At 39.6% G+C, this 18,368-nt stretch carries 16 protein-coding genes; 12 read left to right on the forward strand and 4 right to left on the reverse strand.

Translation table 11 applies throughout. The features are described from left to right. The first annotated feature begins 155 nt into the window (after positions 1-155). The 3 genes from dusB to C6N34_RS15085 all read left to right on the forward strand — a co-directional run bounded on the left by dusB (position 156) and on the right by C6N34_RS15085 (position 5,288). A complete protein-coding gene (dusB, locus tag C6N34_RS15075; RefSeq protein ID WP_006278315.1) occupies positions 156-1,178 on the forward strand; it encodes a tRNA dihydrouridine synthase DusB in 1,023 nt (340 codons plus the stop codon). Between the two features lie 159 nt (positions 1,179-1,337). Then, positions 1,338-4,031, forward strand: a complete 2,694-nt coding sequence (locus tag C6N34_RS15080) for an efflux RND transporter permease subunit (protein WP_115538142.1) — start codon at positions 1,338-1,340, stop codon at positions 4,029-4,031. 18 nt (positions 4,032-4,049) lie between these two features. Continuing rightward, the gene (locus C6N34_RS15085) at positions 4,050-5,288 is read left to right on the forward strand and encodes a glycosyltransferase family protein (RefSeq protein ID WP_115538143.1); all 1,239 of its coding nucleotides are present in this window, start codon (positions 4,050-4,052) and stop codon (positions 5,286-5,288) included. Here the strand turns inward: C6N34_RS15085 and C6N34_RS15090 are convergent. The 3 genes from C6N34_RS15090 to gatA form a co-directional block, all read right to left on the reverse strand. Further along, positions 5,277-5,954 (reverse strand): uracil-DNA glycosylase, encoded by a 678-nt coding sequence (locus C6N34_RS15090; protein ID WP_057178992.1) that lies wholly within the window; start codon positions 5,952-5,954, stop codon positions 5,277-5,279. The two genes, C6N34_RS15085 and C6N34_RS15090, sit on opposite strands and share 12 nt — an antisense overlap. A gap of 31 nt (positions 5,955-5,985) precedes the next feature. Further along, on the reverse strand, positions 5,986-7,062 hold the full coding sequence (locus C6N34_RS15095; protein ID WP_057178993.1) for a helix-turn-helix domain-containing protein: 1,077 nt from the start codon (positions 7,060-7,062) through the stop codon (positions 5,986-5,988). A 244-nt stretch (positions 7,063-7,306) separates the two neighbouring features. After that, positions 7,307-8,767 carry an Asp-tRNA(Asn)/Glu-tRNA(Gln) amidotransferase subunit GatA gene (gene gatA / locus C6N34_RS15100; protein WP_057178994.1) on the reverse strand — a complete coding sequence of 487 codons (1,461 nt, stop codon included), beginning with the start codon at positions 8,765-8,767 and terminating at the stop codon, positions 7,307-7,309. A 365-nt stretch (positions 8,768-9,132) separates the two neighbouring features. Here gatA and rpmG point away from each other — a divergent pair, with 365 nt between their 5' ends. From rpmG to C6N34_RS15125, 5 genes are all read left to right on the forward strand, one after another. Then, positions 9,133-9,327 carry a 50S ribosomal protein L33 gene (rpmG, locus tag C6N34_RS15105; protein ID WP_071985094.1) on the forward strand — a complete coding sequence of 65 codons (195 nt, stop codon included), beginning with the start codon at positions 9,133-9,135 and terminating at the stop codon, positions 9,325-9,327. Positions 9,328-9,330: 3 nt separating this feature from the next. Beyond that, complete coding sequence (rpsR, locus tag C6N34_RS15110; protein WP_057178995.1) at positions 9,331-9,546, forward strand: 30S ribosomal protein S18; 216 nt, start codon at positions 9,331-9,333, stop codon at positions 9,544-9,546. A 378-nt stretch (positions 9,547-9,924) separates the two neighbouring features. Next, complete coding sequence (locus C6N34_RS15115; RefSeq protein ID WP_057178996.1) at positions 9,925-11,979, forward strand: ribonuclease catalytic domain-containing protein; 2,055 nt, start codon at positions 9,925-9,927, stop codon at positions 11,977-11,979. Between the two features lie 146 nt (positions 11,980-12,125). Further along, complete coding sequence (gene radC / locus C6N34_RS15120) at positions 12,126-12,857, forward strand: RadC family protein (RefSeq protein ID WP_006278307.1); 732 nt, start codon at positions 12,126-12,128, stop codon at positions 12,855-12,857. A gap of 82 nt (positions 12,858-12,939) precedes the next feature. Beyond that, positions 12,940-13,680: an ABC transporter ATP-binding protein gene (locus C6N34_RS15125; protein ID WP_115538144.1), complete on the forward strand. Its 741-nt coding sequence runs from the start codon at positions 12,940-12,942 to the stop codon at positions 13,678-13,680. Between the two features lie 32 nt (positions 13,681-13,712). Here C6N34_RS15125 and C6N34_RS15130 read toward each other — a convergent pair whose 3' ends face one another. Then, positions 13,713-13,949, reverse strand: coding sequence for a hypothetical protein (locus C6N34_RS15130; RefSeq protein WP_057178997.1), 237 nt, complete (start codon positions 13,947-13,949; stop codon positions 13,713-13,715). Between the two features lie 166 nt (positions 13,950-14,115). On the opposite strand from C6N34_RS15130, the gene C6N34_RS17045 reads away from it, so the two are divergent. From C6N34_RS17045 to C6N34_RS15145, 4 genes are all read left to right on the forward strand, one after another. Then, positions 14,116-14,238, forward strand: a complete 123-nt coding sequence (locus C6N34_RS17045) for a hypothetical protein (protein WP_006278304.1) — start codon at positions 14,116-14,118, stop codon at positions 14,236-14,238. A gap of 257 nt (positions 14,239-14,495) precedes the next feature. Beyond that, positions 14,496-16,409, forward strand: a complete 1,914-nt coding sequence (locus C6N34_RS15135; protein ID WP_006278303.1) for a glycosyltransferase — start codon at positions 14,496-14,498, stop codon at positions 16,407-16,409. A 3-nt stretch (positions 16,410-16,412) separates the two neighbouring features. Further along, positions 16,413-17,561, forward strand: a complete 1,149-nt coding sequence (gene glf, locus C6N34_RS15140; RefSeq protein ID WP_057178999.1) for a UDP-galactopyranose mutase — start codon at positions 16,413-16,415, stop codon at positions 17,559-17,561. Then, positions 17,551-18,321 (forward strand): class I SAM-dependent methyltransferase, encoded by a 771-nt coding sequence (locus tag C6N34_RS15145; protein WP_115538145.1) that lies wholly within the window; start codon positions 17,551-17,553, stop codon positions 18,319-18,321. The genes glf and C6N34_RS15145 overlap by 11 nt, the downstream gene beginning before the upstream one ends. Positions 18,322-18,368 lie beyond the last annotated feature (47 nt).

Raw genomic sequence — 18,368 nt, forward strand, 5'->3', positions numbered from 1 at the left:
GGTCTTGTATTTAATTCCACCCACTTAAGTTTAGGAGAAATGCGATCGCCTGTACATGATTCCGGAAAAAGAGCGATCGCTTGCGGTTTTGATATAGTGGAGTAAGATACCCTGTAGGATTAACGAATGCGCTCTTCCCATTTTCTATCCCTCCCATGCTTTCCCCTGATCTAAAATCTCGCCTTTCTCAACCTTTAAAAATCGGCTCCTTTGAGGTTAAAAGCCGGGTTCTACAGTCCCCCTTGTCTGGGGTGACGGATTTAGTGTTTCGTCGCTTGGTGCGTCGCTATGCGCCGGATTCCATGATGTACACTGAAATGGTTAATGCTACGGGTTTACATTATGTTAAACAACTACCCAAAATCATGGAGGTGGACCCTAATGAGCGCCCTATTAGTATTCAGTTATTTGATTGTCGTCCTGATTTTTTAGCAGAAGCAGCAGTGAAAGCAGTAGCAGAGGGTGCAGACACTGTGGATATTAATATGGGCTGTCCGGTGAATAAAATCACTAAAAATGGTGGCGGGTCATCTTTATTACGACAACCAGAGGTAGCAGAAGCTATTGTGAGGGAAGTGGTCAAAGCGGTAAATGTCCCGGTTACGGTGAAAACTCGTATTGGCTGGAGTGATAAAGAAATTACTATTCTAGATTTTGCCAAACGGATGGAAGATGCGGGGGCAAAAATGATTACTGTCCATGGTAGAACTCGTGCCCAGGGTTATAATGGTAATGCTCGTTGGGAATGGATAGCTAAGGTTAAACAAATACTTTCTATTCCAGTGATTGCTAATGGGGATATTTTTTCTGTTGCTGCTGCTGTTAAATGTTTGGCAGAAACTGGAGCAGATGGTGTAATGTGCTCCCGTGGAACTTTGGGATACCCCTTTCTAGTAGGTGAGGTGGATCATTTTTTAAAAACTGGGGAATTATTACCTCCCCCTACTCCCACTCAACGCCTAGAATGTGCTAGAGAACATTTGTATGCTTTGTGGGAATATAAGGGCGATCGCGGGGTACGTCAAGCTCGTAAACATCTTACCTGGTATGCGAAAGATTTTATGGGAGCAGCAGACTTACGAGGGAAGTTAAGCACTATAGAAACTGTACAACAGGGGTTAGACCTAATTGATAAAGCTATAGAAGGTCTCAGAATCCTACCGCTCATTAATGTCTAACCAAACCACTCAGACCTTAACAATCTGGGTAGGTGGGGTGAGCGTGCATGACTCCCCGATAAATCTGGGGTATTCTCGCGGGTTAAGATAAATTTTGAACGAATGATCGGTGGTTTAATGTAATATAGCTAGATAATTGTCCTAGCTACATAACTCCTAATGGTAAAAAATAACCACTCAAAATCCCCACGGGAGATTTTTAATATCTCCAGGTGGGCGATTAAATTTTCATGGCTGACGGTATGCTTCTGGATTGGGGTAACAGCAGCAGGTCTGTTAGCTTTCAGTTCCCTAAAATACGCACTTTTCCCAGATATTAATTTCCCTGTGGTTGTGGTAAATGCTCAAGCACCAATCACTTCAGCTATGGAAACAGAAGAAAAGTTAACTAAACCAATAGAAACAAGTTTAAAATCTATACCAGGAATTGATAATATTCGTTCTTCTACATATCCAGGACAAAGTGCTATTAGCCTTTTATTTGCAGTTGGCACAAATTTAGAAGGTTCTACTCAAAAAACTACAAGTGTACTCAAGGGCGTAAAACTACCAGCAGGAGCAAGTTATAAAATTATTCCCTTGAATCTAAATGAGTCTTCGGTAGTAAGTTATACCATTGAAGATGAATCTCAAAACTTAGATGACTTGCATCAATTGGCAAAAACAAAAATTGTACCGACAATTGAAAACCTAGCGGGGGTACTCAAGGTCTCACTATTGGGCGCTGCACCAAAATCCGCTTTACCGAACACTAGCAGCTTAATTTCAGACAATGGAAATTTAATCAGATTTAATGGCAAAGATGTATTAGCATTTCAGGTGGTAAAACGTGGAGACGCCAATACCTTAGAAGTAGTAGATAAAGTGGAACAAGAAGTCAACAAGCTACGCTCTAGTCTGAAAAATGTCACATTCACTCTAGCAGCTACTCAAGCAGACTATATTCGCGAAGCTACCCAATCAACTATAAATGCGTTAATAGAAGCTATCATCCTAGCAGTTGTGGTCATTTTTCCCTTTTTATGGAGTTGGCGAGCTACTTTAATTTCTGCTTTAGCAATTCCCATATCTTTACTAGCTACATTGATTGTGATGGCCTATTTTGGCTTTAACTTAGAAACAATTACCTTGTTAGCTTTAGCTTTAATCATTGGTAGTGTAATTGATGATGCTATTATTGATGTAGAAAACATACTACGTCATATTCAAAATGGTCAAAGTTCAAAAGAAGCGGCACACTCAGCTACTGATGAAATCGGTCTAACAGTAGTAGCAGCAACTGCTACAGCTATAGCTGTTTTCTTACCCATTGGTTTAATGGGGGGTGTGGTTGGACAATTTTTCAAACCGTTCGGAATTACTGTTTCTGCAGCTTATATTGCTTCTACATTGGTAGCGCGTACTCTCTCACCGGTATTATCCATTTACTGGCTTAAACCGCCTAAAAAAAGTTACTCCCTGGGACCAATGAGAGGTAAAAAACAGGATTTATTATCAAGTTTGACGAATGTGGGGGACTATGTTAACCAATCCTATGCCAATTTACTGTACTGGTCTCTCAATCACCGAAAAATTGTCATCCTATTGGCTATACTGAGTTTTGTGGCCGGTCTTGCTATTATCCCGTTTATTCCCAAAGGTTTTATACCCAAGTTAGACCGAGGTGAGTTTAATATTAGCTATACTGCACCACTACCAAAAATCCCTGATTTGTCAGCATTACAGCAGTTAAGAACTGCTCAGGATCCTACCGAACCCCTAATTGCCCTCCCTAATCCGCTTCAAGATTCCCTAACAGTGGCAAAAAAACTGGAAGCAGTTGTGAGAAAATACCCAGATGTAGAAACAGTATTTACTACAGTTGGTTCCCGTGGAGGTGAGCCCAATAAGGGCAATCTTTATGTGAAATTAAAAAAAGACCGCCAGCTGAAAACTGCCCAACTACAGGATCAATTACGACAAACTTTACCTAAAATTCCTGGTGTAAATACTAGTGTGGAAGATATTCAATTTGTAGATACTGGAGGAGATAAGCCATTACAAGTGGCCCTGCGCGGCAACGATTTAGCAACTTTAAGTTCAGTATCTAAAAAGATTAAAGAACGTATTATTAACCTACCCGGATTTGCTGATGTGACGGTGACGGGAGATGGCAATCCAAGGAACCAAGTTTTGCAAATCGAACGACTTAATCAGCAGCGAGTGGTCTATATCAGTGCTAATCTGGGTGGCAATTTAACTCTTGGTGATGCTACTGATAGAATTGTGACGGAAGCCAAATCTCTTTTACCTGCTGGTGTAACTCTAGATTTAGGAGGAGACTCTGCTAGACAAAATGAGGTGGTGGGTAGTTTTGTGTCAACCTTACTCTTATCAGCTTTGTGTATTATTCTGGTCTTGGTTTTATTGTTCAAAAGTTGGGTAGATCCTCTGGTTATTGGTGCTTCCTTACCTTTGGCATTAGTAGGAGCTATGTTGGCCTTATTATTCACTAAGAGTGATTTTGGTATGATCTCTCTAATCGGATTTGTGTTTTTGCTAGGACAGGCAAATAAAAATGCAATTTTGTTGGTAGATTATATCAACCAACTACGCCGAGCTGGAATGAAACGCACACAAGCTATTTTGCAAGCAGCACCTGTCAGACTTAGACCAATTATGATTACTACTTTTTCCACCATTTTGGGAATGTTACCTATTGCTTTGGGCTTTGGCGCAGGTTCTGAGTTACGATCCCCCATGGCAATTGCGATCGCTGGAGGTTTGGTTACTTCTACTATTCTCAGTCTAGTTGTTGTACCAGTTGTTTATGCCATTTTAGATGATTGGTTTCCCAGGAAGAGTATGAATTGAACTACCAGAACTAAAGATATGACTGATATTCTAATTCTTTCTAATGGACCAGGAGAAGTAACAACTTGGGTACGTCCTGTGGTCATAGCTCTCAGAGAACAATTGGGCAATGATATTTCTCAGGTGAGAATTTCTGTGATTTTATCACCCTGTCCCCATGCTACTGGTAAGGAAGCTAGGATCGCTAAGTCCTATCCACAGGTGAATAGGGTTCAAGCTCCTGAACACTTCTGGGAGTTTGTATTCACGGGCAAAACTGCGGAAAATTGGGATTGGCGTAAAAAAGGTGTGGTGATATTTCTGGGGGGAGATCAGGTTTTCTCTGTAATTGTTGGCAGAAGGTTGGGATACAAAACCCTAGTTTATGCGGAATGGGAAGCTAGATGGCATGGTCTAATTGACTGTTTTGCAGTTATGAACTCCCAGGTGATGAAAAATGTTTCACCCAAGCATATTCATAAGTTTCATGTTGTGGGCGACTTGATGTTAGAAGCTGCTAATAAGGATTATGTAACTTCAAAGTCCCCTAGTTTAGATACTGGAACCCCCTTGGTTGGACTTTTGCCCGGATCCAAACCTGCTAAGTTGACTCAGGGTGTGCCCCTAGAATTAGCTATAGCCGAATATATTTATGCTAAAAGACCCCATACCAAGTTTTTTATACCCGTAGCACCGACTCTAGATTTACTGACCTTGGCCAGTTTTGCCAATCCTCAAAAAAACAAGTTTGCCCAATCCTTTGGTTTTCAAGGTGCATACTTAAAGGATAATTATCTAGAAACTTCTGAGGGGTTAATGGTAGAATTGACTCAAGAAAACCCCGCTTATCACTTGTTATCTTCCTGTGCTATTTGTTTAACTACGGTGGGAGCAAACACTGCTGAACTGGGAGCTTTAGGTGTACCAATGATTGTGTTATTACCTACCCAACAATTAGATGCTATGCGCTCTTGGGATGGTCTACCGGGACTGCTGGCAAATTTACCCGTTGTGGGTTCCAGTTTGGCAAAATTGATTAATTGGTGGTTCCTCCGAAATAAGGGTTTACTGGCCTGGCCTAATATTTGGGCGGGGCGAGAAATTGTCCCGGAATTGGTTGGTAACTTGGCACCTCACGCGGTGGGAGAAATGGTTTTAGACCTGTTAGAAAATCCTCTCAAATTGGCTCAAATGAAACACCAATTGCTAATAACTAGGGGTAAAAGTGGCGCTGGGAAACGTTTGGTTCAACTGGTAGAGACTTTGTTATCTGCTTGATATTTGATCATATCTGTTTCTGATTTGTTGTATGTCTTGCCACATTAACCACTTGGGGGACCCTTGCTCTTTAGAAGGGTTACGTAATAGATAGGAAGGATGAAAAATGGGCATACATAAGCGTCCTTCCCATTCTAACCACTGCCCGCGAATTTTCGTAATTGGCAGCTTGCTACCTGTAACCCCTTTTACAGCAGTAGCACCTGTTAATAAAATGATTTTTGGATCAATCAGGCGGATTTGTTCTAATAGGTACGGTCTACAAGCATCACTTTCCTCTGAAGTAGGAACTCGGTTTTCCGGTGGACGACATTTGACAATGTTGCATATATACACATCCTGCTCTGTGGTCAAATTCACGGATGCCAGGATTTTATCTAACAACTGTCCAGATTTACCCACAAATGGCAAGCCAGTTTCATCTTCATGTTGTCCTGGTGCTTCGCCAATAATCATGATTTTAGCTTGTGGGTTTCCCCTTCCTACCACTGCATGAGTGCGATTTTTACCCAGTCCACACCGATGACAATTTTCACAGTGGAGTGTTAACTCGTTCACATTTACATAGGTTCCCACGGGAACGGGAATTTTGGCATCAGTGGGAATCAGCCCCTTTTGGTCAAGGACTGATTCGTTAAATAGACTTAGTTGGGTGTCGCTGTTCATGAAGATGGCTTTCAACTGTTCCTGGTAGTTTCTATAGCGCCTCGGGTGGGGAAATTTGAGGACCGAAACAACTTCCTATTTTACCATGCTGTATGGGACTTTGATGATTAACATTTGTGGCTTTTTCACCTGACCCACATGATGATGACAAGGAAGGATTAATTGATTGGAAATTTTTGATCCCTTGATTATTTGCCTGTTCGTACATCATGGATAACCCACCTAGAGCACTAGCTACAAGAGCTGTATACCCCAAATATAAGTGAGTCGAACTAAGTTCCATGTTCAATGATCGAGAAGGCTTTTTATTTTTATACCAAGATGGTAGAATTGATTTACAATTGTCGCTTATGGGCAAAGAATTAGCCAAATTAGCTCCATTCAATCCCAAAGCATTACCCATAATTCTAATGAAGCCCCGAATTAACACATCTTCGGGCAATTTTTCCACCTCCCCATTTTCCACTGCTGCCATCTGATTTGGTGATATATAAGTATACATAGTTAGTTTATGTAGGGTTAACCCTTGAGATTCCCTAGCTTTTTTCAGTTGTGCACCTATTTGACGTAAGGCTTCTAATCTCTCTTCCTCCGCTTTTTTTGCAACTAGTTGACTTTTGGAAAGTTTTTGATTTTGCCATGGCCACTTTTTGAATGTTTTTTGTGGATCCGGTTTGTTTTCGCCTTTCACCCTGTCTGGTTTTTGCTCGCTTTTTGGTTTTGGACTCGGATCATTTGGCTGTGATCTATTTTCCAAAACTTGTTCAGATATCTTAACCGTTTGATTGCTGAGTTCTTTTATATCATTACTATCAGTAGAATCATTTTTGCTACTGTCCGTGCTAGTAGCGGATTGTTTGGTGACAAATCGCTCAAAAGTTAGCGCGATCGCTTCTCTACTAATAGCTTGTATTAACTTATTAAAATTAGTGAGCTGTTCATGAGATATGTCAAATAGTTTCTGTGCTTTATCCACAACCGCACGGTAAGCATGGCTATGATACAGCTGGGATTCTACCTCTTTAAGCAGCGATCGCAATTCTTCCTTACTGATTGGCTCAGTGGGATGCCCGGGAACATTTAGGGAGTAAGCAGATGCGGTAGTCATGATTTGAATCTCTTAGTTTTTTTTGTGAGAACATTACTTTTATACTGTTTATTCTGGGATTAATGGTCACATCAGGATTTTTATCCCTAGGGTCTTAAGTTAAGTAAGTGGGTGGAATTAAATATAAGATGAACGTAGGTTGGGTTGAAGTGTGAAACCCAACACCCGCCATCGCCAACCCGTCCTACAAATAATTGTGCCTCCCTACTTAGGTCAATTAAGACTCCCGATAAAATGACTGTAATTATTCGGATATCATGGCAGTTTTTAAATGCCAGTTATTTGACTGCTCATAGGCGTAGGCTACCTGAAAAAGTTGATCCTCCCTTAGCACCTTCCCAATTAATTGCATTCCAATTGGTAAACCCTTGCTATCAAAACCACAGGGCACGCTAATTGCAGGCAATCCAGCTAGATTAACAGGAATAGTCATTAGGTCATTGAGATACATACTTAAAGGGTCTGTTATTTTTTCCCCAGCTTTAAATGCTGTGGTTGGTGCTGTGGGGGTTAGTAGAACATCAACTTTAGTAAATGCCTGTTCAAAATCTTCCTTTATCAAAGTACGAACCTTTTGGGCTTTTAAGTAATAAGCATCATAATAGCCTGCACTTAAAGCATAAGTACCAATCATAATTCGTCGTTTAACTTCTGGTCCAAATCCTATGGCACGGGTGCGGTTATACATGGATAACAAATTATCCGGATCCTGGGCGCGAATCCCATATTTCACACCATCATAACGAGCAAGGTTGGCTGATGCTTCTGACGGAGCAATGATGTAGTAACTGGGAACCCCATAGCGGAAACGAGGACAGGAGATTTCCTGGATTTCTACCCCTAAATCTCTTAATTGGGCGATCGCCTGGTTGACTGCTGAGGAAACCTCCTCATCTAGACCCTCACCAAAGGTTTCCCTAATTACCCCCACTTTGAGTTTTTTCTCTTTTAAATCCGGGGTTAAATTGGCAGTGTAATCGGGAATTTCCACTTTTAAACTGGTGGAGTCATGAGGATCATAACCGGCGATCGCATTTAACAAAATTGCTGCATCTTCCACGGTTCTACCAAAAGGACCTATTTGATCCAAAGAAGAAGCATAAGCAACCAATCCGTAGCGAGAAACCAGTCCATAAGTAGGTTTCATCCCTACCACACCGCAAAAAGAAGCTGGTTGACGGATTGATCCTCCCGTGTCCGAACCCAGGGATACCACACATTCTGCTGCTGCTACTGCTGCTGCTGAACCTCCGGAGGAACCACCGGGAACTGTGGATATATCCCAAGGGTTAGCAGTGGTTTGATAGGCGGAATTTTCCGTAGAACTCCCCATGGCAAACTCATCCAAATTAGTCTTTCCTACTGTCACTGCTCCCATCTGATTTAACTTTTGAGTTACCGTTGACTCATAAGGGGGGATAAACCCTTCCAGAATTTTTGACCCGCAGGTGGTGACAATACCTTTGGTACATAGGTTATCTTTCACACCAATAGGTATGCCCGCCAAAATGCTAATTTCTTCCCCTGAAGCAATCTTACCATCTACATTACCAGCTTGTGCTAAAGCATGTTCCGCAGTAATATTCAAAAAACTGTGTAGCTTTGGTTCTAAAAGGTGAATCCGTTCCAGGTAGTCTTGGACAATTTCAATAGCGGAACGTTCTTTACTGACTAGCTGTTGGTGTAATTGGCGAATGGATGGCATAGATAAATAAATAAAGTAATCAATAATTTTCTTTGGTCTTGTTAAGCTGACCAGTCTGGAGACCCATTGTAATTTCCCGACTGTAACATATATTTTTTCCAAAGTTGAGTAACTCTTCAAAAATTTTCCACAAACCTGGTGTGGATCACATTTAAATATATTAAATACAAATTGAATAGAATAAATTCGCTTTAGCTATTGTATCTTGACTAATGAACACCAAGGAATTAATATTTAAAAAGGCATTAGTTAAGCATTGTGGCTATTTGTGGAAAAAGTTGAGCGAGTAGTTGAAAAAATGCGGCTATATGTGAGAAGATAGTTATTTGTGTTAAATTCCTCCCGGCTTTACTGTTTGTAAAATTATGGCTAAGAGCAAAGGTGCCCGCATAATAGTGACACTAGAATGCACCGAGTGTCGAACAAATCCAGACAAGCGTTCTCCAGGCGTTTCTCGCTATACTAGCACCAAGAATCGTCGGAACACCACCAGTCGGTTAGAGCTGAAAAAGTTCTGCCCCCATTGTAATAAGCATACTGTTCACAAGGAAATTAAGTAAAAAATGAGCTATTATCGTCGTCGTCTGTCACCTATTAAACCAGGAGAACCCATAGACTATAAAGATGTTGAGTTACTGCGTAAATTCATGACAGAACGTGGTAAGATCCTACCAAGAAGGATTACTGGGTTGACATCTCAGCAACAACGGCAATTAACTTTGGCGATTAAACGAGCCCGCATTCTAGCCCTGTTGCCATTTATCAATGCCGAAGGGTAAAGCTGTTGGGTGATTTTACCGCGCTGAGAATACAAGCCGTGCTTCTAGGAGGGCCTTTCCTGGGAAACAGGCTTGTTATTTTGAGTGAACCAGTGTATAGTATATAAATAGTTGGCATGAGGCGTGGGCAAGACCTTAAGCGGATGGTAAGCAATCGTAAGACTACTTAGGTAGCAAGTTTCTAACTAAAAGTTCAAGGTCAAGCCTCTAGTCAGATGTTTATAAGCCGTTAGAACGTAATATGGTCAAGTTATACTAAGTTATATAAGTTTAGATAGCTTTATCCACAAACAAACAAGCGGCAGCTGTTAGTCCAGTCAAATTGCCTAATCGAGTGTTAAGATATAAAATTTAAAATTACTAGAAAGTAAGAAGGTTGTGGAGAAGGGGACGCTGGTTGAATTTAGGGTTCAAGGCGATCGCCGACTGGGAGTGGTAGATCGTCCAGACGGTAAGACTCGTTGGTTTGTGGTGGATGAAAGGGGTCAATCCCACAGCCTGGCACCCCGACAAATAACCTATATCATTAGTAACGGAGAGGGTTATAAGTCAACACAGATTCCCAGGTTTTTGGAGCAGGTTGAACCGTACTTAGATCCATCTAGTCTAGAGGTAGCCTGGGAATTGTTGGTAGCTGAGGGAGAAAGTGTCACCCCCAGTCAAATGGCAAATCTACTGTTTTCTGAGACCTTACCATACCAGTGTTATGCCGCCCATTGCTTACTATCGGATGACAAACTATTTTTCAAGCAAAAGGGAGAAGTTTATGAACCGCGTAGTGCTTCCCAGGTAGCAGAAAGAAAACACCAGATAGAAGTAGAAACCCAAAAAGCTCAAGGACAACAGGAATTTTTACTCCGAGTAGAACGGGCACTCAAAGGTGACACAGTAGAATGGCAAAAGTCTGACCGTCAACGTTTAGATGCCCTGGAAAAATATGCTACTTTAGTAGCCGATATTATACGTATGGGGGTAAATTCGGAATCTTTGGTGCGTAACTATCCACCTCCAGGTTCCGTATTAGAAACTATGAATATGCTGGGACGTTCTGCAACTCCCCCAGCAGCTTTGCAATTACTGGTCGACCTAGGGTGGTGGAGTCCCCATGAAAACCTATTCCTGCGTCGTTCCTCAATTCCCATTCAGTTCCCTAGCAAAATATTAGAAGTGGCGCAAGAAATTTTGGATTCCCCACCAGCGGATTTAGATGTTAACCGGTTAGACCTCAAGCATCTTAAAGTCTACACTATTGATGATGAAAGCACTACAGAAATAGATGATGGTTTAAGTTGTGAATTGCTGGAGGATGGAAGACAACGGGTCTGGATACATATTGCTGATCCCACCCGGTGGTTAATACCAGAAGACGAGCTAGATCTAGAGGCCAGGAGACGGGGTAGTACGGTTTACCTACCCACAGGAATGATCCCCATGTTTCCAGAAGTGTTGGCCACAGGTCCCATGAGTCTGATACAGGGAAGGCTTTGTTGTTCCCTCAGCTTCAGCGTAATTCTAGATGATAGTGGTGGGGTTGCAGAGTATAGTATTCATCCCTGCTTAATTAAACCTACCTATCGCCTGACCTACGAAGATGTAGATGAAATGCTAGATTTGGCAGTGCAAGCAGAACCAGAAATTCAAGCGATCGCCGGTTTAGCACAGAAAAGGAAAACCTGGAGGAACAACCAGGGAGCAATCAGTATTACTATGCCAGAAGCGATGATCAAAGTCAAAAATGATGAGATCAGCATAGACATATTGGATGAGTCCCCATCTCGACAATTAGTGGCGGAAATGATGATTTTAGCGGGAGAAGTAGCAGCACGTTATGCTAAAAGCCATAATATTCCCCTACCCTTTCGTGGTCAACCCCAACCGGAACTACCACCGGAAGAGGAATTACTGCAACTCCCTCCAGGGTTTGTGAGATTTTGCGCTCTACGTCGATGTATGCCAAAAAGCGAGATGAGCACAACCCCCCTACGTCATGCAGGTTTAGGACTAGACACTTATACTCAGGCTACTTCCCCTATTCGTCGTTACAGCGACTTACTCACCCACTTTCAACTCAAAGCCCATTTAAGGGGTGAAGAACCACCTTTTTCTGCTGAACAAATCAGAGAGGTGATGATGACTGTGAGCAATACCACCCAAGAATTAACCATGGTAGAACGGCAAACCAACAGATACTACGCCTTAGAATACCTACGTCGTCATCTAGAACAAGTATGGGAGGTGATAGTTTTGATGTGGTTAAGGGAAGATAGTAATCTGGCATTGATTTTATTTGAGGATCTAGGTTTACAACTACCAATGATGTTTAAGCGCTCTGTAAAATTAGGTGAAAGGGTATTAGTCAAGGTAGCTCTTGCAGACCCGCAAAAAGATATCATCCAGTTTCAAGAAATAGTGTATCAAGACGTTGTAAATTAAGTCTTGTCCATACTATTACGTATAATCCAAGTAGAGGAGATGCAAATTTGATTGATTAGCCCTAGAAAATCTGACGATGGATATTTTGGGTTAGTAGGTTGTAAAATAGCCCTAAGTTTTTGTCACACAACCGTACAATCACTGATATGACCTATTGTCTGAGAATAAGTGACCTACCAGAAAATGAGCGTCCGAGGGAAAGACTAATTACCCATGGGGCGAAGGTTTTAGCTACTGCGGAACTGATTGCCATTCTACTAGGAACAGGACAAGGTCCTGGTAAACTATCCGCCGTAGGTTTGGGTCAACACATACTACAAGAACTGGGAAAAGATCAAGGGGATCCCCTAGCTGCTTTGCGGGATGCTACCCCTGCTCAGTTGACTGAAATTCACGGTGTGGGATCTGCAAAGGCCACATCGATTCTAGCTGCGGTGGAACTAGGAAAAAGAGTTTTTCTATCTCGTCCTGCGGAGGGAGCGATTATTGACAGTCCCATAGCAGCTGCGGCTACCCTGAGTCAAGACTTAATGTGGCAAAGTCAAGAAAAATTTGCAGTTTTACTATTAGACGTGAAAAATCGGTTTTTAGGAACGAAAATAATTACCATTGGTACTGCAACTGAAACCTTAGCGTCTCCCCGGGACATTTTTCGAGAGGTAATTCGACACGGTGCAACACGTATGATCATTGCCCATAATCATCCTTCGGGTAATTTAGAGCCTAGCCAAGCAGATATAGACTTGACCAGACAATTGCTATCAGGCGCACAGCTGTTAAATATTCCCATATTAGACCATCTGATATTGGGTAATGGCAATCATCAAAGTTTGCGAGAGATTACTAGTCTTTGGGATGATTTCCCCCAGGAGAATTAGTGGGTCTTTAGGATATGATTATGTCATCCCTGGCGTGGATTTATCTTCCAGCTAGGTGAAATCAATTTATGTACTTATTGTAATGGAAGTAATTCAGCTTAACCAAGTTTCCCTGTGGAGAAGAACACAAGAAGAGTTTTCCTACGATTTAAAAAGAACCCTACTTTCCATTGTGGAAGGTAAATATCGTAAACCCGTGAAAAAATTAGTTTTAGATAATATAAATTTAGTTGTAAAACAAGGGGAGAAAATTGGAATTATTGGTGCTAATGGTTCTGGGAAATCAACACTTTTAAAAATCATTTGTGGCATTTTGCGACCCACCCAGGGCAAGGTACGTATCAATGGCAAAATAGCACCTTTAATCGAATTAGGCGCGGGTTTTGATCCTGATATTTCCGTTATGGATAATATTGTACTTTACGGAGTATTATTAGGATTTTCTAGATCGGAGATGAAAGCAAGAGCATATTCAATTTTAGAATTTGCCGAATTGCAAGATTATGCTTTAGTTCCCGTTAAAGGATTGTCCTCTGGGATGGTAGCAAGGTTGGGTTTTGCTATTGCTACGGATGTACAACCAGACATTTTAATTTTAGATGAAGTCTTATCTGTGGGAGATGAAAGATTTAAGCATAAATGTCAACAGCGGATTGAAAGATTTTGGAATGCGGATGCAACAGTTTTAGTGGTCTCCCATGATTTAGAGTTTGTTAAACATTCTTGTCAAAGAATAATTTGGTTAGATCATGGACAGATAAAATATATGGGTGATGGACAGCATGCTGTTCAGTCTTATTTAACTGGTACAGGAGGATTGTAACTCATGGGAAGACCCACGAGTTAGCGAGGAAACTAATTAATCACAATATGTCTTACCAGAATACTCATAACCTCCCCAGGGTTACCAGTTGGCGTGAGATCACTCCAATCAGTTGCATTGGCATAACCAAGCACGTGTAGATAGTGAATCGTACTAATAACCGCCTTTTTCGAGCCAATCAATAGGTGTTTTAGCGGTTCCCGGTGACCAGCTTGTGAAACCACCCTAGAGTCATCAACATTGCTGATAAAGTTTCTGGTGTGTGCCATAATTTATGTGCCTCCATGTTGGGGTGTAAGGTGATCAGAGGTTTCCGCCAAGAAATAGAGATCACCTTACTTTTTCCTAATTATAAAACTATTTGAACAGACATGCAAGTAGTTTATAGAAAATAATTAATAATTTTTGTAAAATCTTTCGACTTGTCAAGCATAAATGAAAAATGCCAGAATCTGGCACTCCCTAATGGGAGATCGCCAAGCACCCCGGTTAGGTAGAGAAAACTCAATATATCCCGTGGGTTTGTTGGGTTTCGTTCCTCAACCCAACCTACAATGACCTGCGATAAGACTGCGCTTTTAGATCGGGAATTGATTCCCGGTCTCCCCCACAGACTTAATTGGGGAATTAATGTACTTCAACACTATGATGGAAAACTAGAGTCAAAAATGGTTAAAGATTACGATTAATACATAATATTGACTTTTTAATTAAGTGTTTATTCGGTTTGCATCTTGATTATTGATTTGCCATAACAGTACAAACAGGATATTCACAAGGATGTGTTTATCCTTTAGATAAAGAACAAAAAATTTATGGTTAATCAACTGGAATTGCCCTCTCTCCATCAGATTCCTCGCCAGAAAATAGAGAACCATCATCTGCAAAATATTATTTTTCCCACAACTACTATTTGTACAGTTGAAGAATTATTTTTTAGGAATAATGACCAGGTAATCTTTAACTATGAGCATCAAATCCTGGAGTTAAAACCGGGTAATCTTGTTAGTTTAGACACATATTTTAATGGTTTTTATGTGGATAATTGGCGAGAATATACTAGTTTAGTAGATATAAATGTCAGTTTAAAGTTTCAAGGTACTGGCAAAGTGAGTCTTTATAACATTGACAGATTAGGTGAAACTAAAACCCTCTTGGCACAAAAAATAATCAAGAGTAACACAACCAAGGAATTGGAGGAAATCCTAGTTTTTAAAAATCTGGATATATCATCCTATACGGGAATGATATATTTAGAAATCCTGGCTCTAGAAATGTGTCAGATTAGTCACGGTCACTTTTCAACTTCCGAGCAACCCAAGCAACAGGTAAAAATAGCACTGGTAATTTGTACTTACAAAAGAGAAAAGTATATTCAGAAAAATATTCAATTATTAGGATCACATCTCTCAGAAAATCCCCAATATAGAAATCAATTAGAAGTATGGATCATTGATAATGGTAGAACATTAAATATAGAAGATATTAAAGATATCAATAATAACCTAAAAATTCACCTTATACCTAATAAAAATGCAGGAGGGAGTGGTGGTTTTGCCAGAGGAATGCTGGAAGTAATTGAAAATTCAAATCAGTTCTCTCATATTCTGCTGATGGATGATGACATTCTCTTTCACCCAGAAATTTTTAACAGAGTCTGGGTTTTCTTGAGTTTATGCCATGGAAAATATGCAAAAGAAATTTGTCTTGGCAGTAGTATGTTAAGACTAGATAAGAAATATATACAGCATGAAAAAGGAGCATACTGGAACAGAAGTCAAGGTTTTGTACCCGTCAAGCAGAATATGGACTTAAGGAAATTAAAAGATACCTTGTTCAATGAAGTAGATGAGTATATTGATTACAGTGGTTGGTGGTTTTTTTGTTTTCCGGTTCACATAATCAAAGAGCATGGACTACCATATCCATTTTTTATCAAGGTAGACGATGTAGAATTTTGTCGAAGAATTGGTAAAAAAATCATCATTTTAAATGGTATAAGTGTATGGCATGAACCATTTGAAAATAAAAAAAATCCATCTATTGAATATTACTATTTCCGAAATAGTATGATTTACCATAGTCTATATTTTGAACAAGAATTTAGTAGAATAAAAGCAATCAAATGGTTTTTAAAACCCTTGTTAAGGGAACTATTTTGCTATAGATATGAAACAGCAAAAAGTATTATCAAAGCCACCGTAGATTTCCTCAAAGGTCCCCATGCTTTAGTTGCTAACCATCCCGAAGAAAAGCATAAACAAGTCTGTCAATCTGAGGAAAAAACCAGTAGAAATCCAGACCTATGCTTTGTGTATAAAAAATATTGGGAAAGTGTAGAAAAGACCGAAAGTAAATTACATAGGTTTTGGAGACTTTTAACCCTTAATGGTCATCTTTTACCCGATTGGTTATTTTTTGAGGATGACACATTGAGCGATAAGGGATATAGTATTGTGCCATCTAATAATGGTAGACCCTTAAATACCTTTAGGGTGAAAAAAGTTTTATATTACAACTTAACAACACAGGAAGGATTCATAGTTAAATTTTGCCGGAGAGAATTTTTTAGAATTTTTATATCGGCTTTGTGGTTGGCATTATTAATGATGATTCAACTAGAAAGAACTAAACGGCAATATATAGACTCATTTACTAAATTTACCAGTCCTAATTTCTGGGAAACTTATCTAGAAATAGCCCCACAGTCATCTAAATATGGAGAATAAATTATGTATGACAGAATGTTTGATTTTCTGATTGTTGGAGCTGGTTTTGCTGGTTGCACTCTAGCAAATTGTATAGCTACACAGCTGGATCGTAAAGTTTTGGTAATTGATACTCGTCATCATATTGGTGGTAATGCTTTTGATTGTTATGATAATGCGGGGGTATTAATTCATAAATATGGAGCGCATATTTTTCATACCAATAGTAAAAAAATCATTGATTACCTTTCCCAATTTACTCAATGGCGAGTTTATCAACATCAAGTTTTAGCCAGAGTTGATGGTGATTTATATCCAATTCCTATTAACTTAAATACAATCAACAAAATGTATGGTTTAAATCTTAATAATGAAGAAGTTGCAGATTTTTATGAACAAATTAAGCAAAAATATGACAGAATTGAAAATTCAGAACAAGCTGTAATCAGTAAGGTCGGAAATGATTTATATGAGAAGTTTTTTAAAAACTATACTTATAAACAATGGAATTTATGGCCTCACCAATTAGATGCTTCTGTGTGCGCTCGTATCCCCGTGAGAACAAATAAAGATAACCGTTATTTTGGCGATAAATATCAGTTAATGCCACTACATGGTTATACAAAAATGTTTGAAAATATGTTGGCACATCCCAATATTAAGATTATGCTCAATACAAGCTTTCAAGATGTGGAAAAGTGGTTAAAATTTGACCATTTAATTTATACAGGACCAATTGATCAGTTTTTCGATTACAAATTTGGTCAACTTCCCTATCGTTCCTTACGCTTTGAATTTGAAACTCACGATGTTGAATATTTTCAACCTGTTGCTGTTGTCAATTATCCCAATGATTATGACTTTACAAGAATAGTAGAATCTAAACATATCACGGGACAAAAACACCCGAAAACCACCATTTATTATGAATATCCCCAATCGGAGGGAGACCCATATTATCCCATACCTCGTCCAGAAAATCGTGATTTATTTGAACAATATAAAACTGCTGCAGATAAACTGGCATCAGTAACTTTTGTTGGTAGGTTAGCACAGTACCAATATTACAACATGGATCAGGTGGTTGCTGCTGCTCTCACAGTTTTTGAAAACCGCATTAGTCAACTTTCTTATTATCCTCTTATTACAGGTAAAATCTCTCATGGAAACTAGAATTAACGCTCAAATACAAAGCCAGAATTTATGGGATGGTGCCACTCTCATAGATATCATGCGTAAACAAGCAATTGAATATGATTTTAATAAGGGTAGAATGGTTATTAATTCTATTTTATTAGCTGATAAAACAGAAGTAAACAACCGAGGTTTTTTATTAGATAAAATCAGAGATTATGGTTGTGCATACCAAGGATGGAATCTTTACGCTCCTTATCAACAATATCTTAATGCTTCTGATTATGGACCATTACAAATTCCTACAGAATTAGCTGACTTTTTAATTTTCTCTATTCAAAAACAACCCCAATCATTTTTAGAAGTGGGAGTGATGTATGGAGGATTCTCTGTTTTATGCTGCGCTGTGTTGTCTAAATTCAACAAAGATTTTCATTATATCTGTGTTGATATAGAGGATAACTTTAGAGATTGGCAATATTTTTCATCTATTTTACCCCTAGAAAAAGCTATTCCTGCTACATCTGCTGACTTTATTGGCAAGAAATTTGATCTGGTTTATATCGATGGAGACCATTCCTATCATGGCATGAAAAGAGATTTTATGAATGTGGGACGTCATGCTAAATTCTGTGCTTTTCATGATATTAATGCTACGGAATATGATTACCTAGATGGTGGTACAAGACGATGTTGGAATGATCTTAAATTATCCTATTGTCACTCAGCTTCTATTTGGGAAATTAGTCATATTGCTGAAGAATGGATGGGTATTGGAATTATAGATTTTAATACATGATCAAGAGCAAATTTGTAATTTATTCCGTTATTTAAGTAGGGAGGCAC

Source organism: Cylindrospermopsis raciborskii Cr2010, from assembly GCF_003367075.2.
Classification (GTDB): Bacteria; Cyanobacteriota; Cyanobacteriia; order Cyanobacteriales; family Nostocaceae; genus Raphidiopsis; species Raphidiopsis raciborskii.